Here is a 21,507-nt window from a genome sequence, read left to right on the forward strand (position 1 = left end):
CCCGTCTGAACGAACCTTTATCGAGACCTCTATCCCAAGGCGGCGGCGATGGCGTACTGGCTGGTAAAATCCGAGCCCTTCAAATACTCGTGGGACCGGATGGTCGCGGACGGCGTTACCCATTGGAACGGCGTCCGGAACCACCAGGCGTCCAACAACCTCAAGGCCATGCGCCTTGGCGACCGGGCATTCTTCTACCATTCCAACGAAGGTTTGGAGATCGTTGGCGTCGTCGAAGTGGCGAGGGAGTACTATCCGGATCCCAGCGACGAGAAAGGCCGCTTCGGCATGGTCGATGTCCGGGCGGTCGCTTCCGTCGTGACTCCGGTCACCCTGAAGCAGATCAAGACCGACCCGGAGTTGGCCGACATGGCCCTGATACGGCAGTCGCGCCTTTCGGTCTGCCCGGTCACCGAAGCCCAGTGGAGCCATATCTGCCGGCTTGCCGGCCTTGCCGAGGACATCGATGGCGATCGCGCTTTGTCTGCTTGAGGAAATTCCCGACGGCACCGGACGCGGCTTCACGCTGAAGTCCGGTATCGGGGAGGCTCCGGACAGCCTGGATATCCTGATCGTGCGATCGGGGAGCCGGGCGTTCGGCTATGTCAATTCCTGCCCGCATGCACGGTCGCCGCTGGATTGGACGCCCGACCGCTTCATGAGCCGAAACGGACGGCATATCCAATGCGCCACCCATGGCGCCCTGTTCGAGATCGAGACGGGTCGCTGCGTCAGCGGTCCATGCGTCGGCAAGCACCTGACACCGATATCGCTCACCGTGACCGGCGATGGTGTCGTGACGGCGCGGGATTGACGCCCGTCAGGAAGCGCCGGTGAGGCTGGCGCCGCAGTCGCGGGCGCTGTGGACGACCCGGCGGGCGACCACGCGCAACTCGGCCGCGGCGGTTGCGTAGCCATTGCCGTCACGCGGCAGCGCCCGCAGCACGGCGTCGATCGTCATCAAGCTGGTCTGGTTGCTGATCTGGCTGAGGCGGCGGATCTCGCCGGTCAGGCTATCCGTCCCACCGTCCGCACCGACATCGCTCGTCATGGCCTTGTCCCGCGCTGATTGCAAAAGTCCTGGCTGACACGAGAATATGCAGCCTTGACTTAACGGCTGGTAAATGTTGCGGAACCGGAACGTTACCTTTCGCTGGTTCGGCATTGGTCCAATGCACACCCCCTTGCGACTAATTGTCCACGTCACCACTGCAAGCCGGAAAGAATGCTGCTGTCCCGGCTGCCCTGCCATCTTCCAAGTGGAATGACCACTTTGATATCGAACTTCTCAGATCCTCGTTGTGGAAGAGCGATTTCCTAAAATATTTAGACACCGGATCGGAATATTTGGTCTATTTTTCTTTTCCTACAGACGCGCAGAACGACATCTACACTCAATATCTTTGACCATCTGCAAGTTCCTGCCGGAGTGGATTGTATGCCTCAGACATTATGTCATCGTTGACATGAACTCGGCATACGGGAGCTTGGGCAGCCGAATACAGTCGATTACTGCCAGGGACCGGCATCCCCATGGAAATCCAGTCGCCGGTGACGATCCTCGGAATATTCTGTTGAGGTAGATCAATGCGTAAGAATGTCCCCGCGCGCGATATGACGGGAGGCGGATTTCCACAGCTGGCATGGCCTGCGCGACACATGCCTCCACCACCCGAACGGCTTGTTAAAGCTGCGCCGCTGTGGCTAATCTTCCGCAGACCGAGAGAGGTTACCGGATCGATTATTCCAAGATCGACCGTCAACTGTAACCAGAACGAACCGGGGGAACCGCGAGCCAATGAACACAACGCCCAATACGACTCCGAGCAGCTTCCCGCCTCCCGAATCAGTCGCGAAGTCGGCCTGGGTCGATGCCGCAGGCTACGCCCGGATGTACGAGCAGTCGATCAAGGACCCGGAAGCATTCTGGGGCGAGCAGGGTAAACGCCTGGACTGGATTCGCCCCTATACCCACGTCAAGGATGTCAGCTTCACCGGTGACGTTCATATCCGCTGGTTCTATGACGGCACGCTCAACGTCAGCGCCAACTGCATCGACCGCCATCTGGCCGATAAGGCCGACCAGACCGCGATCATCTGGGAAGGCGACAACCCGGCCGAAAGCCGTCACATCACCTACCGCGAGCTTCACGAGCAGGTCTGCCGGCTGGCCAACGTCCTGAAGGCGAAGGGCGTCAAGAAGGGCGACCGGGTCACCATCTACCTGCCGATGATCCCGGAAGCGGCCTATGCGATGCTGGCCTGCGCCCGCGTCGGCGCCATCCACTCCATCGTCTTCGGCGGCTTCTCGCCGGACAGCCTGCGCGACCGCCTCGTCGACTGCGACAGCCACCTGCTGATCACCGCCGACGAGGGCCTGCGCGGCGGCCGCAAGGTCCCGCTGAAGAAGAACGCCGACGAGGCGCTGAAGCAGTCTCCCTGCGTCAAGACCCAGATCGTCGTCCGCCGCACCGGCGGCGCCGTGGAATGGACCGAGGGCCGCGACTTCTGGTACGACGAGGAGATCGCCAAGGTCCCGGCCGAGAACACCCCGGACGAGATGAACGCGGAAGACCCGCTGTTCATCCTCTACACCTCCGGTTCGACCGGCAAGCCCAAGGGCGTGCTGCACACCACCGGCGGTTATCTGGTCTACGCGTCGATGACCCACCAGTACGTCTTCGACTACAAGCCGGGCGAGGTCTACTGGTGCACGGCCGACGTGGGCTGGGTCACCGGCCACTCCTACATCGTCTACGGTCCGCTCGCCAACGGCGCCACGACGCTGATGTTCGAAGGCATTCCGAACTATCCGTCGGTGTCGCGCTTCTGGGAAGTGATCGACAAGCACAACGTCTCGATCTTCTACACGGCCCCGACCGCCGTCCGCGCGCTGATGCGCGAGGGCGAAGGCCCCGTCAAGAAGACCAGCCGCAAGTCGTTGCGCATCCTGGGCTCGGTCGGCGAGCCGATCAACCCGGAAGCCTGGCTGTGGTACTACAACGTGGTCGGCGACGGCCGTTGCCCGATCGTGGACACCTTCTGGCAGACGGAAACCGGCGGCATCCTGATCAGCCCGCTGCCCGGCGCCACCACCGCCAAGCCCGGTTCGGCCACCCTGCCGTTCTTCGGCGTGCAGCCGGTCGTGGTGGATAACGACGGCAAGCTGCTGGAAGGTCCGACCGAAGGCAACCTGTGCATGGCCGATAGCTGGCCCGGCCAGATGCGCTCGGTGTTCGGCGATCATGCCCGGTTCGTCCAGACCTACTTCGCAACCTTCGAGGGCAAGTACTTCACGGGCGACGGCTGCCGCCGCGACGAGGACGGCTACTACTGGATCACCGGCCGCGTCGACGACGTCATCAATGTGTCCGGTCACCGGATGGGCACTGCCGAGATCGAAAGTGCGCTGGTCGCCCACCCGAAGGTCGCCGAGGCCGCCGTGGTCGGTTACCCGCACGACCTGAAGGGCCAGGGCATCTACGCCTATGTGACGCTCAACACCGGCATCGATCCGACGGAAGAGCTGCGCAAGGAGCTGGTGACATGGGTCCGCAAGGAAATCGGCCCGATCGCCTCGCCGGACCTGATCCAGTGGGCTCCGGGATTGCCGAAGACCCGCTCCGGCAAGATCATGCGCCGCATCCTGCGCAAGATCGCCGCGAACGAGCACGAAGCCCTGGGCGACATCTCCACGCTGGCCGATCCCGGCGTGGTGAACGATCTGGTCGATAGCCGCATGAACCGCGGCTGATCTGTCGCGGAGATCGAAATTGGAGAAGGGGAGCCGCAGGGCTCCCCTTTTTCATTCCAGATGCGGCGGAGGGGATTTTCCACCCGAGAATTCATTGCCAAGCGATCAGGCATGAATCGACAAAGCCATAACCGGTGGCGGAACAAGGTTCCGCACGGCAAAGATATTACGCTTCCAGAATTACTTGGCGTCAGGATTTCAGCAGGATTATCTCGCCGTCATTCGGCGGAAAGTGGCGGACCCGATACGATTCGAACGTACGACCTCTGCCTTCGGAGGGCAGCGCTCTATCCAGCTGAGCTACGGGTCCAGCGACACGAGGCGGACCATAGCGTAAGGAAAGACGATGCGCAATGCCTTGGTGGCACGGGTTTTCGTGTCGCCAGCGCTTCGAAAGGCTCGTGGCTGCCCCACGTGGAACGACCCGAGCTTGACGCTGTTGCCCTGGCTGTCCATCTCGCAAGTGCGAAGGCATCTCGCACCAGTACGAAACAACCGGGGCTCGCTTCATGGTAACTTCCTCCGTTTCGGCAAGAAAAACGGATATTGCGCTTGTGCTGGGCGGTGGCAATGCGCTCGGAGCCTACCTTGCCGGCGCCTATGAGCAGTTGGACGAACGGAACATTCGGCCGGACTGGATAATCGGCGCCTCCATCGGAGCCATCACGGGGGCGATCCTCGTGGGCAACGCGCCGGAACGAAGGATGGAGCGACTGGCGCGCCTGTGGGACGAGGCGACGCTGCCGACGTTCCCGATGCCCTCGTCCCTAGGGCTGAAGCCGCGTCAGATCTACAACGGCCTGAACATGACGCTGTCGGCCATGTTCGGCCGTCCCGGCATTTTCCGGCACCGTTACCCCGGACTATGGTCTGCGCTCCCCTGGGTTCCCAACGATACCGCGCTGTACGATACCGCACCCTTGCGCATTACATTGGAACGCTTGGTCGATTTCGACCGCCTCAATAACGGGGAGATCAGGTTTTCGCTGGTCTGCGTCGATCTGGAAAGCGGTGAGGAGGTGTTTTTCGATACCGCCCGCGACAGGATCGGGCCGGAGCACATCATGGCTAGCGCCGCCATCACCCCGGCTTTTCCGCCGGTCGAGATCGATGGCCGGCTGCTGTGCGACCCCGGCTACACCAACAATCTCCCCTTGGACTATGTCTTCAGGGAGCCGGTCCAAGGTGACCTGACCTGCATTGCGGTCGATCTGTTCAGCCTGCGCAATCATCGGCCCAAATCCCTCGATGCCGTGCTTGAACGGACCCAGGACATCGTATTCTCCAGCGCTACACGGCGCAGCATCGCTTCTCTCAAAAGGGAGTTCGAGCTGCTGGAGAAGCAGGATCCGGACAGCCCACCGGTACGGCTGCTCCATCTGGCTTATCAGGCTGCACGGCATGAGATTGCTGGAAAGACCCTGGACTTCTCGCCGTCATCCATCCGCGACCGCTGGGCCGCCGGCCGGCGCGATATGGCGAATGGGCTGGAAGCATTGCGCCTGCCGCCGGCGTCGAAGGGCAGGTTCGATTACATCTGCCCGGACCGCGAAGCCGCCGGAGGATCGGCCGAGGCCGGAGCAGAAGGGGAAGCGACGCCGACCCTGGACAAGGTCGCCTGAATTTGGCCAGCCATGCGCCGGACGCGCTCTTCCCTCGGCGCATAGCTGCTTTTCGTCTCTTTCAATTCCACCGGTAAAATCACATTTTCCGGGACAGATATTCCCGATAAACAACACGTCGATCGTGTTCAAATACAGGGTCCCGGATGACCGATTTGTCCGTCTCCAACGCTTCCGGCCGCTTATTTACAGCCGGCGGTCCGAACACCACCCGGAACAACGGTGCCGCCCTGGTTGCGGCAGCACTGCTTGGCGCCGGTGCGCTGTGGCTGGGCGGCGCCATCAGTCCGACCCAGGCCGCCTTGTTTCTGGTCGGCGGTCTGCTGGGACTGACGCTTTATCACGCGTCGTTCGGCTTCACCTCCGCCTTCCGGGTACTGATCGCCGACCGGCGCGGCGCGGGGTTGCGGGCTCAGATGCTGATGCTGGCGATCGCCTGTGCGCTGTTCTTTCCCGTACTGGCCGATGGCAGCCTGTTTGGGCAGCCGGTGAGAGGGTTGATAGCCCCAGTCGGCACATCGGTCGTCGTCGGCGCCTTCCTGTTCGGCATCGGCATGCAATTGGGTGGCGGCTGCGCGTCCGGAACGCTTTTCACCGTCGGTGGCGGCAATACCCGCATGGTGGTCACCCTGGCGGCCTTCATCGCCGGATCCGTGCTCGGCGCCTATAACCTGCCGTGGTGGCAGACGCTGCCGTCCCTGGCGCCCATATCACTGGTCGAAAGCTTCGGCTGGCAGGCGGCACTGGGCTTGAGCCTCGCCGTTTTCGCCGGCATAGCGGTCCTGAGCGCCGTTCTGGAGAAGCGCAGGCACGGTGGTCTCGTCGCCGCCGGGACCGATGCCACGCGGGCCGGTGTCGGGCGCTTCCTGCGGGGTCCCTGGCCTATGCTTTGGGGTGCCGTCGCCCTGGCGCTGCTGAACTTCGCGACGCTGGCTCTCGCCGGACGTCCCTGGGGCATCACGTCGGCCTTCGCCCTGTGGGGCAGCAAGGCCTTGATGGCCGGCGGCGTCGACGTCGCATCCTGGCCCTTCTGGCAGCAGCCGGGAAACGCCAAGGCCCTTGGGGAGAGCGTCATGGCCGACGTCACGTCGGTCATGGACTTTGGGATCATCCTGGGAGCGCTGCTGGCCGCCGGCCTGGCAGGCCGCTTCGCTCCCGGCTGGCGGCTGCCGTTGAAGTCGTTCATCGCGGCATTGGTCGGCGGACTGATGCTGGGATACGGGTCGCGTCTGGCCTTCGGCTGCAACATCGGCGCCTATTTCAGCGGGATCGCATCGGGTAGCCTGCATGGCTGGGTCTGGATCGTCGCGGCGCTGGCCGGCAACTGGGTCGGCACGGGCTTGCGCCCCCTGTTCGGTCTGGCCGTCGAACGGACGCCGCGCCAGACCGCGTGCTGACGAACGCAGCGGCTTCAATCCCCAATCAGGTCTCTTTCCAATACGCGAGAGGGTGAGTTGCGTACTCAAACTCTCGCGACTAACGTCTCGGGGCGCCCCCAACAGGCAGACTAATTTGGGCAGACTAACTTGGGAGGAGATTCAGCGATGAGAAAATGCATGTTCATAGCGGCCTCGGCCGCTTTCCTGGCATCGACGCCGCTGCACGCCGCGACGACGGCGACGGCCACCATGAACCTTATCAGCAAGGACGGAACGGGCCAGTCGATCGGGACCGTCACGATCCGGGAAACGTCCCAGGGCATCGTGCTGGAACCCGACCTGAAGGGTCTGCCGCCCGGCCCGCGCGGGTTCCACGTTCACCAGAACCCGAATTGCGGACCGGGACAGAACAACGGGCAGACGGCAGCCGGGTTCGCCGCCGGCGGCCATCTCGATCCCGCAAGCTCCGGCAAGCATCTGGGTCCGCAGGGAGCGGGGCATCTGGGCGACCTGCCGGCGCTGGTCGTCAATGCATCGGGCATCGCCAACCAGCCGGTCGCGGCCCCCCGCCTGACGCTGAAGGATGTCCAGGGGCGCGCCCTGATGATCCACGAAGGCGGGGATAACTATTCCGACGAGCCGAAACCGCTAGGCGGCGGTGCCGGCCGCATTGCCTGCGGCATCGTCAAGTAGCCTCGGTCACTCCCCTCCGGCAACCTCCTCCGGCGGACGCACGGCGCGAAACTGCCGGAGAAGCGCCAGATCGTAGCCGATCTTCAGCACCCCGGCGCAGATCAGCGGCCAGCCGAAGGTCGTGGCGCCAAGCATCCAACCGGCAAGGGCGGGTGACATCGCCGCGGCCAAACTGCGCGGCACAGCCGTAAGGCTGGCCGCCGCCGGCCGTTCGGCAGGCTCCACGATCGCCATGACATAGGAGGACCGCGTCGGTACGTCCATCTGGGACAGCAGGCTGCGCACCACCAGGAAACCCACGGCCAGCGACAGATCGGGCGCCAGCGCCGCCAGGATCAGAAGCACGCTCGACGGCATATGGGTGAAAACCATGGTGTTGATCAACCCGAACCGCCGCGACAGCGGAACGGCGATCAGATAGGAAACGGCGGAGCACAGGCCGGTCGCGAAGAAGATGGTCCCCGTGGTGGCTATCGACAGGCCGAACCGCTCGAACAGCCATAGCGCCAGCATCGAGTTGACGACGAAGCCGCCACCGAACGAGTCGACCGAGAACAGCGCCGCCAAGCCATAGACCCGGCGGCGCGACGGTCCCAGCCTGACGGTCCGATGCTCGGCCGGCGGCCGGACATCGGGCAAGCCAGAATAGAGCCACCACGTGGCGACACCGATGGCGGCATAGACCAGGAACATCGCCTGGGTCGCCGTGCCGGGCGGCACCAGCCGGTCGAGCCATTCCAGTCCGCCGGCTGCAAGTGCGCCGAGTGCCGTGCCGACCGAGCCCACCAGACTATAGCGGGCGAAGATGGCGGTCCGCTCACGGTCGGGCGCCAGTTGCGCGATCAGCGTGTGCTCGAGCGGCAGGAAAACGCTGACGTCGCCGCTGGACGGGTTGACCGTGCCGACGAAAGCCACCAGCAGCAGCGGCCAGAAGGTGTCGAACCCGGCGAAGCAGAGGCCGGTTGCCGTCATCAGCAGGGCGGCTCCGAGCAGTCCTTGCCGAAGCCTGATCCGGTGGCCGGCATAGCCCAGCGTCAGGGTCAGCAGCGCGGAACCGAGCAGGGTGACCGTGGCGAGCAGTCCGACATCCAGGGCGCCGTACCCCAGCCGTCCAAGATGGACCGGCAGCAGAAGCGCTACGAACCCGTCGGCAACCGACCGCAGACCGCGCCCGAAGAGAACCCGCGTGATGGTTGCCCGCATGGCTTCCCTCTCGATATCTTTCTTCCACGGTGCGGCTTGGCCACCGGCCGTGACGTTCGGTAGAAGCCGCTTGCATCGGTGAGGCGTTCAGGACAAGCCTGACATCGATCGAGCCGGGACCTTACAGCGAAAAGCGCCAAAAGATGAGCAAAGCCTTTGTCCGCGAAAGTGACACCGAGGAAGACTTGCCGGACGAGCCGGAAATCCAGCCGGCCGGTAAGAAGAACTACATGACGCCGAAGGGCTTCCGTGACCTTCAGGACGAGTTCAAACACCTGATGCGGGTGGAACGGCCCAAGGTAGTGGAAGTCGTCTCCTGGGCGGCTGGCAACGGCGACCGCTCCGAAAACGGCGACTACATATATGGCAAGAAGCGCCTGCGCGAGATCGATCGCCGCATCCGCTTCCTGACCAAGCGGATGGAAAGCGCCGAGGTCGTCGATCCGACCCAGCAGAAGACCCGCGACCGTGTCTTCTTCGGCGCTACCGTCACCTATGCCAACGACCGAGACGAGGAGAAGACGGTGACCATCGTCGGGATCGACGAGGCCGACCTTTCCCAGGGAAAGATAAGCTGGATTTCACCGGTTGCCCGCGCCCTGCTGAAGGCGGAAGTCGGCGACGTGGTCGAAGTCAGGACGCCGGCTGGGGTCGAGTCGCTGGAAGTGGTCGATATCCGCTACCCGGAAGCGGCCGCGACCTAGTTAAGCGCCGTCTGATCCGGAGACGGCGTGCAGACGTTCATGGTCGAGCGCAGCTTGTAGGCGATGTCGCGAATCAGCGGCTCGGCGTTGAGGCTTTGGCCGTTCAGCAGGACCACGAGCGCCGCAAAGGCGACGACGACAGGACGAAGCCTGATCTCCGGCGGCTTGGCGCGGGCATGAGCCCAGGCGAAGAACGCGACGGAGAGCCCCCCGATCAAAAGACCGCCGATGACTTCCTCGGGCGTATGGGCACGAAGCGTCACGCGGCTGACCGCTATCAGCAGGATCAGCGTGACGGCACCGCCGAGTATGGCGATACGTTGCCATTTCGGCCGGCCGAAACCGGCCAGGAGACCGGCGCAGCCGAAGAAGATGGCGCCGAACGCGGTATGGCCGCTGGGGCTGCGGACATCCGGTAGACCGATCTCCACACCGCATGCATGGAAGCCAAGCTTGGCCACCAAGGTGGTGCCGAGCCCTACCGCGAGGACCGCTGCCCAGATCAGCGCCACCGAATGCGCGCCCTTGTACAGCAGGTAGGCCAGAATGCAGAGCGACGCGGGCAAAAGCAGGCCCGAGTCGCCCAAGCTGGTAATGGTTTGCATCAAGTCGATCATTTTGCCTGTTCAGGCTGTAGGATAGCGGCAAATTTCTTGAAAAACGGTCAATTTCGCAACTGCACATCGGATATGACGGCGGAAAATACGGAACCGTCAGATATCCCTGCGGGAAGCTCCCAAGACGCCGGGCAAGCGTTGCAGGAAGAACGCGGTGCCGATACCCCAGGCGCCGTTGACGAGAATTCCCGTCAGCATGCCCGCCAGCTGCCACCCGTTACCGGCCGGCATGCCTTTCATCGGCAGGACCACGAACCACGCGACCAGCGTCGGAAAGATGGCGCCGAACAGGAACGCCGCCACCCAGTACGCCATTCCGCGCGGGAAGCGATGATGTACCAGCGCGAACACGATGCCCCAGACCCCGCCCCAGAAGGCGGCTGACAGGAACGCCGGAATCCCGAGCGGCGGAATGGCGCGCAGGGCGTAGGGCTGGCCAGCGGTCAGGCCGATCAGGTGCAACAGCCCCAGCATGAGCTGATGGAAGATGAGGACGCCGAGGAAACCAGCGACAAAGCCGGCGACGAGGCTCCAGAGGTTTCGGTTGGCGGTCGGGTAAGCGGTCGCGGACATGCTTCTTGCCTCTCGGGATATCGGAACGGCGGTCTTGATTATGGATGACGGACTGGATGTCCGGTCACATAACGCAGTATGCCGCTCTCCGTCCCAGGCATACACCCTATGCCCCGCGCCCTACGAAGGCCGTTCAGGATCGAGCACGTCCAGATATCTGAATGAAGCGAAAAACGCGGTCTCGGCAGTCAATCCCGATGGGGATTGTAAAGCTCCAGTACGCGCCGCGCCGCCGTGAAAGCGGTATAGATCCCGACCTTGCCTATGGCGTGATCTTCGTTTCCGTCACGGTGCTTGCAACACTTGTCCTCAGTCCCATCGGGCTCCGTTCCGATAGGGGAGCCGATATGCGCCGATCCCTCATGGTTCTTCGCGAAAGCTACGATCTGTTTGATGACAAAATCGTCCAATCCGATCTTCTTGGGCTCTTTCCGAAGGAGATGGTTCAGAACGTGAATTGTCACGACGAGAGGAACGCGATCCTTGTCGCGCATGTGCTCCCAGATAAAGTAGCCGTACCAGGTTGCCGCTTTGTAGGGATCGACTTCTGTCTGCTCGATATTGAACATACGCAGATGCGCCAGGTGATAGCGCACTGCGTGTTTAGCCGCTTCATTTCTAATGCTGCTGGGAACAACGATAAGGTGCTTGTACCCGTCCAATGCTCTGTCGAACAGGTTGAAAGTTCGACGCATGTCTCGAACTTGTTCAGTCGACATGAAAGGATCTACGCGCCGAACTGCGAGTTGCTGCTGCTCCTGGAGTGGTACCGGAATGATGCTGAGAAAGCTCTACTTATGTGGGGCTGCCGGGAGCACCGCCGTAAGATCCGCAATCAAGGCATCTGCTTCTGAATTCAGGAAGTCTTCGTCATCCAAATGCCGCAGATAAGACCGCAACTCTGCGGAAGAACCATTGGTAGATGGCTCTATGGGAGCATCCATCACGGGGCCATAGGCGGCAGCGGCACATTCCTCCGCGACCATCTGAAAAAAGGCGTTTTCGTCCATGACCGGCTATGTTGCTTTCTGTTTCCCCACCATCAACGTGACGAACGCTGATGGCTGGATGCCTAAATTGACGGAATTCAGTCAATCGTGCTGGCAAAAACGATATCGTTCCCGCTCTATCGGTGCAACAATAAAAATTTAATCGATTGCTTATCTATGAATCATGTAATGCTGAATTTAGCCTTGGAATCAAAGCTTTGCCTGATAGCCCATGAACTGCTTTTTGTGCTCATGAATCTCGACGAGTGACGTGTCGAAAAGGCGCAGTCAATTTTCCCTCGAACTAACCTTCACCCTCCCGCCATCTCCGTCCATGATCTTTCGTCGGCGCCGCTCGCCAGCGGGGCCGTCGGGTTCTCGATCCAGGCGACCATGTCGCGCAGGACGATCTCGCCGTTCAAGTCGCGCATCAGCATGTGGTAGCCCTGGTCGTAGATCCCGACCGTCACCCTGCCCTTGCCGTCCGGCAGGGTCCGGGGAAGGGCTGCCAGCGCTTTTTCGATCGGTGCCTTGGGGATCACCTGCTCGTTCCTGCCGTAAAGCACCAGGGCGGGCACCGGCAAGGACGCGGCGCTGGATGCTGCCCGGCTCATCAACTGCACCAGTCCCTCGACCGCGTCGACGCGGGTGCCCTTGATGACCAGGGGATCGCGGCTCAGCGCCCGCAGCATCTCGATGTTGTCGGACGGCTTGATCCTCAACTCGCGGGGTGCGGTCAGCCGGAGCCAGGGGACCGTGTGATAGCTGACCCAGAGGGCCGCGCGCTGGAGCGTTGTCAGCGAATTCCTGTCCCAGACGGCCGGAGCCGACAGGATGACTCCCGCCGGGGCAAGCGGCTCGAACCCTGCGGGCGTCGGACCGGCCAGCGCGCTCATCGTGACCGCTCCACCCATGCTCTCGCCCAACAGGTAGAAGGGAACGTCCGGATGCCGTCCGCGTACCAGCGAGGCGACCGTATGCAGGTCGGCGATCAGGGTCTCGTCGGTCGGCCATATGCCGGGCCGCACCGTGGCGCCGAACCCGCGCTGGTCATAGGCATAGGTCGCGATGCCGTGCGCCGAGAAATAGCGCCCGGTCGCCTGAAAGGCGTTGGAGTAGTCGTTGAAGCCATGCAGCGCCAGGACGACGGCGTGGACCGGAACCCCATCCTCGGGCAGCCAGGAGCGAAGCGGAAGTCCCGCCCCATCGGGCGTCACGACCGTGTCCATCGTCAAATGCGCGGCTTGGGTCATCGGCCCCATCGGCTGGAAGGTGGCGGCGCAGCCGCCCGGCAGAAGCAGGAGCATTCCCAGCGCGAGCAGGTATGCCGCACGGTCCACGGCACGCCGCACCAGCGTCATCGCGCCGCCATCAAAGTCGGATCCCCTGCCTCCGCGGCGTGCGAGCCGCGCGTCAGCTGCAGGAAGATATCCTCCAGGTCGGCTTCCTCGGTGCTGAGGTCCTGGATGGCGAGGCCGGTCGCCTGAACAGCCGCCAATACGTCGCCGACGCGTGTCCGGCTCGGCTTGTAGCGCACCACCAGCCGCTTCGGGTCAGGCAGTTCGGCCTGCCAGCGGCCAAGTCCTTCCGGCACCGCCGTCAGGTCGCGTTCCAGATGGAAGACCAGCGCCTTGCTGTCCAGCCGGCGCAACAGCGCACTCGTGCTGTCCATCGCCACCACCTGACCATGGTTGATGATCGCGATCGTATCGCACAACTCCTGCGCTTCCTGAAGGTAATGGGTGGTCAGCAGGACCGTGGTTCCGGCCTTGTTGAGCATGCGGACCTGTTCCCACAGCATTTCGCGCAGCTCGATATCGACGCCGGCGGTCGGTTCGTCCAGCACCAGCACCGGCGGGGAGTGGACCATCGCCTTGGCGACCATCAGCCGGCGCCGCATCCCGCCGGACAGGGTGCGGGCATAGGCGTCGGCCTTGTCCTGGAGGCCGACCGCCTTGAGCAGGTCTTCGGTGATGCGCTCCGACTTCGGCACGCCATACAGGCCGGCTTGCAGGTTGAGCAACTCGCGGGGGGTGAAGAAGGGATCGATGTTCAATTCCTGCGGCACCACGCCGATGGCGGCGCGCGACGCCCGCGCTTCCCGGTCGATGTCGCGGCCCCAGATCCGGGCCTCGCCGCCTGTTTTGTTGACCAGACCGGCCAGGATGTTGATCAGCGTCGATTTGCCGGCCCCGTTGGGACCGAGCAGACCGAACAGCGATCCGCGCGGGATGGCGAGATCAATACCCTTAAGCGCTTCCTTGGCGGGCGCCCGGCCCGCCGCCTTGTAGGTCTTGGTAAGGCCCCTGACCTCGACCGCCTGGGCCGGCAGCGGCGTGGTGGCTATGGCGGGAGCGGGAGTGGAGGAATGGGCGGTCATATTCGACAGGTTCTTCTCGACAGGGCTGCCATCAAGGCTCTCGCCTGATGGATTGAGCGCTTGCTGCGGCACCACCACGCGGGCGCCAACAATCGCGTTGATCAGGCCGCGCCGTCTTGTATCATCCGGACGGCCGGCAAAACATGCCGGAACGCCGTTGCGGCGTGAGGCATGACTCTCAAGACAGGGAAATAGGTAATGCAGCCGACAGAAACAATTCAGGTGGAAACGGAAACTGTGGGCTGCGACGGCGGCGGCGGGGCGCTCGGCCATCCGCTGGTCTATCTGACGCTCGACAATGGCGGCAAGGCGGACTGCCCGTATTGCGGCCGTCGATTCGTTCTCAAGGAAGGCGCCAAACTGTCTCACGGACACTGAAGGTATTATGACGGCGGGTCGGGGGTTTCCGGAGTCGCCATCGTTTTACGAGTAGTTATTTAAAGAAAAACTACTTTTGGTCTAGGTTTCCGTCTTCCCCCTGCGGCTATTCGGCGAGTCGGAGAGGGGATTGCTACACGGTGCTTTACTGTCGGATGCCGGAACAATAAGTTAGAATTGATTCGACTTCCCGTGGTGCAATCGCTTACGGCGATCAAGAGATCCCGCGGGTAGTCGTCAGTTCCGTTCCCTTTGTCCGGTCATGCTGCGCAAAAAAAAGTCGTCTTACGAGGTTCTGATCTACCGTGACGACCAGTGGATGCTCGAGCACCTGCTGGAGGACGAGGATCAGGCTAAGAGTGCTGCCGACCGGCTGATGCTTCAGCCCACGACCGCAGGTGTGCGGGTTACCAAGAAGATCCAGCGTAACGATGGCGGCAGCGTTGCCGTCGTGGTGTCTGAGGTCATGAAGACCTCGATGCCGTTGACCCAGATCCGGATCGCCGACGGGATCGAGGCGCCGTTCTGCGAAACGCTGGAAGATTTCTACGCGCTGTCGAGCCGTCTGACGATCCGCCGCCTGCTGGCGGACTATCTGGACCAGAAAGTCCTGATGGTCAGCGAAGTGCTGCATTGCGCCGACGAGGCCGACAAGCTGCTGGGGGTCACTCCCCTGATGAAAAGCGCCGTCATGACGGCGGCCGGCAGCCACGCCCGGCTGACCGGAAGGGACGGTGCCGCGTCGCGCAACAGCCTCAACAAGCGCGTCGAGGAGATGGCTGCCCGTGCCCGGACGGCGCGCAGCAGCTATCAGCGCAACTACAAGGCCCGCCAGGCCTTCGCCCCGCTGGTGGCGAAGTTCGGCAAGACGTCCGGCAAGTCCGGCGGTTCGCGCTTCGCCCTTGTCCATGCCGCCTGCACCGAACTGCTGGGCGCGCGCGACTGGACGGGCAAGCTGTCGCGGTTGACCGACTGGCTTTATGAACCGCTCGACGATTACGCGGTCACCGTGCTGGACGGGCTGATCGCCGACCTGCTGGTCTCCAACGGAGCCATCCGCGAGCTGTTCGGTCCCGATGCGGACCCAAGCCTTCGGTTGTGCCGGCTGTTCGACGTCATCAAGGGGGACGAGACGTCGCCCCTGCTGACCCCCCTGACCGACAACCTGCGGGCGCTCGCCCATCAGTTCGACGCCGGCCGACTGCCCCAGGCCCGGCAGGCGGCGTTGCTGCACATCCAGATCCAGCTCAACGACGCCAAGGCTTCCGCCCGCGACACCAAGGCGTCGTCCTTCATGACGCTTCTCGAACGGCTGGTGACCGAGAAGGGCGTCGAAGGCGGGCCGGAGATGGCCGAGGCGCTGACCACGCGCCATGCAAGGACACAGGAACAGGGCGGCTTGACCGGCCTGAAGGAGGCGATGGGCCGGCTGCTGGCGCTGATGGGCGAACCGGGGCGCAAGATCAACTATATCCAGGCCCTCGCCCATTCCCCGCTGTCCCAGCGTCAGCCCCGCCTGATGCTGGAGGCCCTGGACGATCTGGCCGCCAAGCCGCGCCTGATCAGCAGCTTCGTCGACAGCGGATCTCACCCGGTCCAGAAGATGAAGGTGCTGAGCAACACGCACGCCCTGCTCAGCGCCGCCCAGCTTCCCGGCGATGTCCGCTCGAAGCTGATGCACATGGTCGAGATGGTCTTCACCGACTTCCTAACCGAAAACCGCATCCTGGAGAAGATCGACAACCCGGACGTGAACCTGCGGCAGCGTGTGATCAAGCTGGCGCAGCTTTGCACCCAAGGCCTGCTGACGCCCGGCAGGCCGCTGGAGATGGCGCGCAGCAGGCTGCTGACCCTGGTGTCCCGCCATGGCTTCGAAGCGATGGTGGTATCTGACATCGCCGACCCCGCCGAGCGCAAGCGCGAGCTGGCATCCTTGCAGGAACTGCTGGCGGCGGTGCCGCCCCCTGAATCCAGGACAGCCGAGCAGAGAGGCAGCGAGGGCAGTGCGACGGAAGCGGCGCAGACCCGGCTGCTCGACCATGGCGGGATGGCCGGCTCGGGCGCCGGCAAGCTGGCCGGACCCTCGTCGCCCGAGAACAGGGTCTGTCCCAGCTGCTTCGCTCCCGGCTACACGGATTCCTGCCCTACCTGCGGCTATCGGCACATGCCGAGCCAGCGCGATGGATTCATCCTGGCTCCGAACACCATGCTGACCGGACGCTACCGGATCGGCCGGGTCCTCGGCCTGGGCGGGTTCGGCATCACTTACATCGGCAAGGACGAACGGCTGCATGCCTTGGTGGCCGTCAAGGAATATTACCCCTCGATGTATTCGGTCCGGATGCCGGGAAGCTCGCTGGTCGCCCCCAGCGGCGCGGAACAGGCGGGACCCTACCGGGTCGGGATGGAGAAGTTCCTGGACGAGGCGCGGCTTCTGGCTCAGTTCCGCAATACGGCCGAGATCGTCGACGTGCTCGATTTTTTCACCGAGAACGGCACCGCCTACATGGTGATGGAATACCTGGAAGGCCGTTCGCTCCAGGAAGTCCTGAACGAGCGCGGCGGCCGCCTGCCTTTCGGTGAAGCGCTGAGCGTCATCCTGCCGGTGATGCGCGGCCTGTCCCACGTCCACGACAAGAACGTGCTCCACCGCGACATCAGTCCGGACAACATCTACATCACCAGTGACAAGCGGTCGAAGCTGCTGGACTTCGGCGCCGCCCGCATGGCGATCTCCCAGGGCGAGCAGAACCTGACGGTCATCCTGAAGCGCGGCTATGCCCCGCTGGAGCAGTACAATGCCGGCGGCCGGCAGGGTCCATGGACCGACGTCTATGCCCTGTGCGCCACGTTCTACCGCACCCTGACCGGCCAGATGCCCGCCGACTCGCTGGCCCGGATCGAGCAGGACGACCTGATCCCGCCGTCCCGCCTGGGTGTCGCTATCCCCCCCGCCGTCGAGAAGGTCCTGCTCAAGGGCCTGTCGCTCAGGGGCGCCGAACGGCACCAGGACATGATCGAACTGCTGAGCGATTTCGAAGCGGGGCTGACGGGACGGAAGTAGGCCAAAGCCCCAGAGCGTTCAGGCCGGAATGTTCAGGCCGGACCCTTCAGGCAGGACACCAGCGACGCGGCCATGTCCCGCATCAGGGTGAAGTAGAGGTCCGGACCATCGTCGAGAGCGGCGCCCAGTGGGTCCAGGGTGCCGCGCCTGGCAGGTGTCTTCTCCACGACGGTCGCCACGAGCGTCGGTTCGAACTGCGGTTCGGCGAAGACACAGGCGGCGTCCAGGCTCGAGATTTTGGCCCGGAGCTGGCTGAGCCGCTGGGCGCTTGGACGCTGGTCGGGGCTGACGGTGATCGCGCCGACCGCGTTCAGGCCGTAGCGATCCTCCAGGTAGTGATAGGCGTCGTGGAACACGACGAAGGGGCGGTCTTTGACGGGAGCCAGCGTGGTTTTCAGCTCGGCATCCAGGGCGGTCAGGCGTTCCGTCAATGAGGCGGCGTTGGCTTGATAACGGGCAGCGTTGGGCCTGTCGTGTTCCGACAGTTCCGCGGCGATGGTTGCGACCATCTTCCGGGCATTGTCGACATCCAGCCAGACATGGGCGTCGTGGGTGCCATGCTCGTGCTCATCTTCGTGTCCTGCCTCTTGGGCATGGCCATCATGAGCATGCGCATGATCGTCGTGCCCCTGTTCCTTACCGTGGTCTTCATGCCCATGGTCCTCGTGCCTTTCCCAGGCGCCGCCCTCGCGGGTCGGCAGCAGGGTCAGGCCCGCTTCTTCCATCAGCGCTACGGGATGGGCTTTTCCGCCCAGCGACTGGATCGGCTTGGTCAGGAAGGTCTCGAGGTCCTCCCCCACCCAGAACACGAGATCGGCCTGACTGAGCACGCGGGCATCGCTGGGACGCATGTTGAAGGAATGGGGCGAGTTGGCACCCTTGAGCAGCAGGGCCGGTTCGGCCACGCCCTGCATCACTCCGGTGACCAGCGAGTGGATGGGTTTGACCGAGGCTACGACCTTGACGGGATCGGCCGCCATTGCCGTTCCCATTTGGGCCGTTCCCATATGGACCGTTCCGGAAAAAATCAGCGTGCCGGCAAGGGCAAGGAGGGAAGTTCGGGCGATGCGCGCGTTCATGACGGGAGACGACCTTCGGACAGGGAACAGGTTTGCATAAATGCGTAGTCGCGAAGCGCCTACTGTTCTGTTATAACATTACATTGTCAAGCGCCGGATCGCGGCGGAGGGATTGGGGCACACTCCATGGCATCGAAGAACGGACCTCTGGTCGCGGTACGCGGCCTGAGCGTCGCTTATGGCAGCAGGACGGTGTTGGAAAACATCGACCTGGATGTGGGACCCTGCGAGATCGTGACGCTGATCGGCCCCAACGGGGCCGGCAAGACCACGCTGGTCAAATCGGTGCTGGGTCTGGTTCAGCCGTCGAGCGGCACGATCACCCTGCGGCCGGGCCTGACCGTCGGCTACATGCCCCAGCGCCTTCAGGTGGAACGGACGCTGCCGCTGACCGTCCGCCGCTTCCTGACGCTGTGGCAGAAGGTCGGCCGCGCCGATCTGGAAAAGGTGCTTGTGGAAGTCGGCGCCGCCCACGTGATCGACAGTGCCGTCCAGACCCTGTCGGGCGGTGAGCTTCAGCGCGTGCTGCTGGCGCGGGCCTTGCTGCGCCGGCCCGATATCCTGGTGCTGGACGAGCCGGTGCAGGCGGTGGACGTCCATGGCCAGATCGAACTGTTCAACCTGATCGCGGAGATTCGGCGGACGCGCGGCTGCGGCGTGCTGCTGGTCTCGCACGACCTGCATCTGGTGATGGCGCGCACCGATACCGTCGTCTGCGTCAACCGTCACATCTGCTGCTCCGGCCGGCCGGAGGATGTCAGCCGGCATCCGGAATATCTGGCGATGTTCGGCCGCCATGCCGAGGCGCTGGCGGTCTACCAGCACAGCCACGACCATCATCACGACTGCGCCGGCGAAGTCGTGGCGCTGGCTGAGGTCCGCCACCGCCATGGGTGACTTCGTGCTCGACGACTTCATGATCCGCGCGCTGGTCGGAGGCTGCGGCATAGCGCTGGTTTCCGGACCGCTGGGCTCGTTCGTCGTGTGGCGGCGGATGGCCTATTTCGGCGATACGCTGGCCCACTCCGCCCTGCTGGGCATAGCGCTGGGATACTTGCTGGGGATCGGCATGACGGCGGGGGTGATCGCCGTCTGCGTCGGGATCGCCGTGCTGCTGGTGCTGCTTCAGGAACAACGCCAGCTGGCCTCGGATACGCTGCTGGGCATCGTATCTCATTCCACCCTGTCGCTGGGCTTGGTCGCCATCGCCTTCATGGAAACGATGCGGATCGACCTGCTGGCCTATCTGTTCGGCGACATCCTGTCGGTGACTTGGGACGACATCGTCTGGATCTATGGCGGGGGTGCTGTGGCGCTGGCCGTGCTCGCCTTCATTTGGCGCCGGCTGCTGGCGATCACGGTGGACGAGGATCTGGCGCGGGTCGAGGGAATGCCGGTGCTGGCGATCCGGCTGACCTTCATGCTGCTGATCGCGGGCGTGATCGCGATCGCGATGAAGATCGTCGGCGTCCTGCTGATCACGTCGCTGCTGATCGTACCCGCCGCCACGGCAAGGCGCTTCGCCCGCTCTCCCGAGCAGATGGCGGGAACGGCGGCGCTGATCGGGATGCTGGCGGTACTGGGAGGGCTGGCGGGCTCGCTGGTCTGGGACCTGCCGAGCGGGCCCAGCGTAGTCACCTCGGCGGCGCTGATGTTCGCGTGCAGCCTGATGGTGCCGGTACCGCGCGCGGCGTGATGTGGTAGGGAGCGATGATGGGTTGGTGAAGTGAGTTGGCTCACGGCCCAACCTACGGAACTTCGTAGGTTGGGCCGTGAGCCAACGACATCTCTCAGCGCCTGCGGTTTCTTCAGTCCTTCAGGTCTTCCCAAAGCTCCTTCACCTTGGCGAAGAAGCCTTCGCTTTCGGGACTGGTGCCTTCCTTGCCGGCCTTCTCGAACTCACGCAGCAGTTCCTGCTGCTTCTTGTTCAGGTTGACCGGCGTTTCCACCACGGCTTGTACATACATGTCGCCGCGCTGGGTGGCGCGCAGCACCGACATGCCCTTGCCCTTCAGGCGGAACTGGTGGCCGGACTGGGTACCGGCCGGGACGGTGACCTTGGCGCGGGTGCCGTCGATGCTCGGCACCTCGACCACGCCGCCAAGCGAGGCCGTCGTCATCGGGATCGGCACGCGGCAGTGGATGTTGGCGCCGTCGCGCTGGAAGAACCGGTGCGGCGCTATCGCCAGGAAGATGTAGAGGTCGCCCGGTGGAGCGCCCCTCAACCCGGCTTCGCCCTCGCCCGCCAGACGGATGCGGGTACCGTCCTCGACGCCGGCGGGAATGTTGACCTGGAGGTTCTTTTCCTTCCGGGTCCTGCCGGCGCCGCCACAGACCTTGCAGGGATCCTTGATCACACGGCCGGCGCCGTGGCAGGACGGGCAGGTCCGCTCGATCGTGAAGAAGCCCTGCTGGGCACGAACCTTGCCCATGCCGCCGCAGGTCGGACAGGAGATCGGCTGGGTGCCGGACTCGGCGCCCGATCCGGAACAGCCTTCGCAGACTACCGAGGTCGGCACCCGGACCGTCGCCTGACTGCCGGTGAAGGCCTCTTCGAGCGAGATTTCCAGGTTGTACCGCAGGTCGGAGCCACGGCCGGCCTGACCACCGCCGCCGCCTCGGCGTCCACCCATGAAGTCGCCGAACATCTCGTCGAAGATATCCGCGAAACCGCCGCCGCCGAAGTTGAAGTCGAACCCGGCACCGCCGCGTCCGCCACCCCCCGCCCCGCCGTTTTCGAAGGCGGCATGGCCGAACCGGTCGTAGGCGGCGCGCTTCTGCTCGTCCTTCAGGACTTCGTAAGCTTCGCTGCAATCCTTGAATTTCGCTTCGGCCTCGGCATCGCCCGGATTGCGGTCGGGGTGATACTGCATGGCCATCTTGCGATAGGCCTTCTTGATCTCCTCCGCCGAGGCACCCTTCGTCAGGCCGAGAAGTTCGTAATAGTCCTGCTTCGCCATCAGGCCGCCAGCCCCTGCCTCTGAAACATAAAACCGCTCCGGCCGCCGAAGCCTGTCAACGAAGGCCGAGCGACCGGAGCGAAACACACAATGCCACACATCATGGACCGGG

The 21,507-nt window shown here is 63.7% G+C and carries 21 protein-coding genes and 1 tRNA gene; 11 read left to right on the top strand and 11 right to left on the bottom strand.

The features are described 5' to 3' along the window. Positions 1 to 48: 48 nt before the first annotated feature. The gene (locus N826_RS10140) at positions 49 to 492 is read left to right on the top strand and encodes an EVE domain-containing protein (RefSeq protein ID WP_044428219.1); all 444 of its coding nucleotides are present in this window, start codon (positions 49 to 51) and stop codon (positions 490 to 492) included. Next, entirely contained in the window at positions 467 to 814 is a 348-nt protein-coding gene (locus tag N826_RS10145; RefSeq protein WP_044428222.1) for a Rieske (2Fe-2S) protein, read from the top strand. The genes N826_RS10140 and N826_RS10145 overlap by 26 nt, the downstream gene beginning before the upstream one ends. A 6-nt stretch (positions 815 to 820) precedes the next feature. Here the strand turns inward: N826_RS10145 and N826_RS10150 are convergent, their stop codons facing one another. After that, entirely contained in the window at positions 821 to 1,051 is a 231-nt protein-coding gene (locus N826_RS10150; RefSeq protein WP_044428225.1) for a hypothetical protein, read from the bottom strand. 747 nt (positions 1,052 to 1,798) lie between these two features. Here N826_RS10150 and acs point away from each other — a divergent pair. Continuing rightward, complete coding sequence (acs, locus tag N826_RS10155; protein WP_044428228.1) at positions 1,799 to 3,754, top strand: acetate--CoA ligase; 1,956 nt, start codon at positions 1,799 to 1,801, stop codon at positions 3,752 to 3,754. Positions 3,755 to 3,987: 233 nt separating this feature from the next. Here acs and N826_RS10160 read toward each other — a convergent pair. Continuing rightward, positions 3,988 to 4,064, bottom strand: a tRNA-Arg gene (locus N826_RS10160). Positions 4,065 to 4,308: 244 nt separating this feature from the next. Here N826_RS10160 and N826_RS10165 point away from each other — a divergent pair. The 3 genes from N826_RS10165 (at position 4,309) to sodC (ending at position 7,448) form a co-directional block, all read left to right on the top strand. Continuing rightward, positions 4,309 to 5,376 carry a patatin-like phospholipase family protein gene (locus N826_RS10165; protein ID WP_244619490.1) on the top strand — a complete coding sequence of 356 codons (1,068 nt, stop codon included), beginning with the start codon at positions 4,309 to 4,311 and terminating at the stop codon, positions 5,374 to 5,376. A gap of 146 nt (positions 5,377 to 5,522) precedes the next feature. Beyond that, entirely contained in the window at positions 5,523 to 6,773 is a 1,251-nt protein-coding gene (locus tag N826_RS10170; protein ID WP_084720635.1) for a YeeE/YedE family protein, read from the top strand. Between the two features lie 147 nt (positions 6,774 to 6,920). Next, positions 6,921 to 7,448 carry a superoxide dismutase family protein gene (gene sodC, locus N826_RS10175; protein ID WP_044428233.1) on the top strand — a complete coding sequence of 176 codons (528 nt, stop codon included), beginning with the start codon at positions 6,921 to 6,923 and terminating at the stop codon, positions 7,446 to 7,448. Positions 7,449 to 7,454: 6 nt separating this feature from the next. Here the strand turns inward: sodC and N826_RS10180 are convergent, their stop codons facing one another. Continuing rightward, positions 7,455 to 8,651, bottom strand: a complete 1,197-nt coding sequence (locus tag N826_RS10180) for an MFS transporter (protein ID WP_044428235.1) — start codon at positions 8,649 to 8,651, stop codon at positions 7,455 to 7,457. A gap of 143 nt (positions 8,652 to 8,794) precedes the next feature. Between N826_RS10180 and greB the strand changes: the two genes are divergently transcribed. After that, positions 8,795 to 9,355 carry a transcription elongation factor GreB gene (greB, locus tag N826_RS10185; protein WP_044428237.1) on the top strand — a complete coding sequence of 187 codons (561 nt, stop codon included), beginning with the start codon at positions 8,795 to 8,797 and terminating at the stop codon, positions 9,353 to 9,355. Here the strand turns inward: greB and N826_RS10190 are convergent. The 6 genes from N826_RS10190 to N826_RS10215 all read right to left on the bottom strand — a co-directional run bounded on the left by N826_RS10190 (position 9,352) and on the right by N826_RS10215 (position 13,914). Next, positions 9,352 to 9,960: a phosphatase PAP2 family protein gene (locus N826_RS10190; RefSeq protein ID WP_169789318.1), complete on the bottom strand. Its 609-nt coding sequence runs from the start codon at positions 9,958 to 9,960 to the stop codon at positions 9,352 to 9,354. The two genes, greB and N826_RS10190, sit on opposite strands and share 4 nt — an antisense overlap. 108 nt (positions 9,961 to 10,068) lie before the next feature. Continuing rightward, positions 10,069 to 10,545, bottom strand: coding sequence for a hypothetical protein (locus N826_RS10195; RefSeq protein ID WP_044428240.1), 477 nt, complete (start codon positions 10,543 to 10,545; stop codon positions 10,069 to 10,071). A gap of 188 nt (positions 10,546 to 10,733) precedes the next feature. Next, positions 10,734 to 11,264 carry a hypothetical protein gene (locus N826_RS10200; RefSeq protein ID WP_147040358.1) on the bottom strand — a complete coding sequence of 177 codons (531 nt, stop codon included), beginning with the start codon at positions 11,262 to 11,264 and terminating at the stop codon, positions 10,734 to 10,736. Positions 11,265 to 11,336: 72 nt separating this feature from the next. Beyond that, positions 11,337 to 11,555, bottom strand: a complete 219-nt coding sequence (locus tag N826_RS10205; protein ID WP_044428243.1) for a hypothetical protein — start codon at positions 11,553 to 11,555, stop codon at positions 11,337 to 11,339. A 290-nt stretch (positions 11,556 to 11,845) separates the two neighbouring features. Then, positions 11,846 to 12,895, bottom strand: coding sequence for an alpha/beta hydrolase (locus tag N826_RS10210; RefSeq protein WP_044428245.1), 1,050 nt, complete (start codon positions 12,893 to 12,895; stop codon positions 11,846 to 11,848). Further along, on the bottom strand, positions 12,892 to 13,914 hold the full coding sequence (locus N826_RS10215) for an ABC transporter ATP-binding protein (protein WP_044428246.1): 1,023 nt from the start codon (positions 13,912 to 13,914) through the stop codon (positions 12,892 to 12,894). The genes N826_RS10210 and N826_RS10215 overlap by 4 nt, the downstream gene beginning before the upstream one ends. A 198-nt stretch (positions 13,915 to 14,112) precedes the next feature. Here N826_RS10215 and N826_RS10220 point away from each other — a divergent pair, with 198 nt between their 5' ends. Beyond that, complete coding sequence (locus N826_RS10220) at positions 14,113 to 14,292, top strand: zinc-finger domain-containing protein (protein ID WP_044428249.1); 180 nt, start codon at positions 14,113 to 14,115, stop codon at positions 14,290 to 14,292. 262 nt (positions 14,293 to 14,554) lie between these two features. Beyond that, positions 14,555 to 17,356, top strand: a complete 2,802-nt coding sequence (locus N826_RS39840) for a serine/threonine protein kinase (RefSeq protein WP_052830998.1) — start codon at positions 14,555 to 14,557, stop codon at positions 17,354 to 17,356. Positions 17,357 to 17,388: 32 nt separating this feature from the next. Here the strand turns inward: N826_RS39840 and N826_RS10230 are convergent, their stop codons facing one another. After that, positions 17,389 to 18,435 (bottom strand): zinc ABC transporter substrate-binding protein, encoded by a 1,047-nt coding sequence (locus N826_RS10230; protein ID WP_044428252.1) that lies wholly within the window; start codon positions 18,433 to 18,435, stop codon positions 17,389 to 17,391. Between the two features lie 126 nt (positions 18,436 to 18,561). Between N826_RS10230 and znuC the strand changes: the two genes are divergently transcribed. Next, on the top strand, positions 18,562 to 19,332 hold the full coding sequence (gene znuC, locus N826_RS10235; RefSeq protein WP_044428257.1) for a zinc ABC transporter ATP-binding protein ZnuC: 771 nt from the start codon (positions 18,562 to 18,564) through the stop codon (positions 19,330 to 19,332). Then, positions 19,325 to 20,131 carry a zinc ABC transporter permease subunit ZnuB gene (gene znuB / locus N826_RS10240; RefSeq protein WP_044428259.1) on the top strand — a complete coding sequence of 269 codons (807 nt, stop codon included), beginning with the start codon at positions 19,325 to 19,327 and terminating at the stop codon, positions 20,129 to 20,131. The genes znuC and znuB overlap by 8 nt, the downstream gene beginning before the upstream one ends. Before the next feature lie 112 nt (positions 20,132 to 20,243). Here the strand turns inward: znuB and dnaJ are convergent, their stop codons facing one another. After that, complete coding sequence (dnaJ, locus tag N826_RS10245; RefSeq protein WP_044428261.1) at positions 20,244 to 21,395, bottom strand: molecular chaperone DnaJ; 1,152 nt, start codon at positions 21,393 to 21,395, stop codon at positions 20,244 to 20,246. Positions 21,396 to 21,507 lie beyond the last annotated feature (112 nt).

Source organism: Skermanella aerolata KACC 11604 (assembly GCF_000936425.1).
Lineage (GTDB): Bacteria > Pseudomonadota > Alphaproteobacteria > Azospirillales > Azospirillaceae > Skermanella > Skermanella aerolata.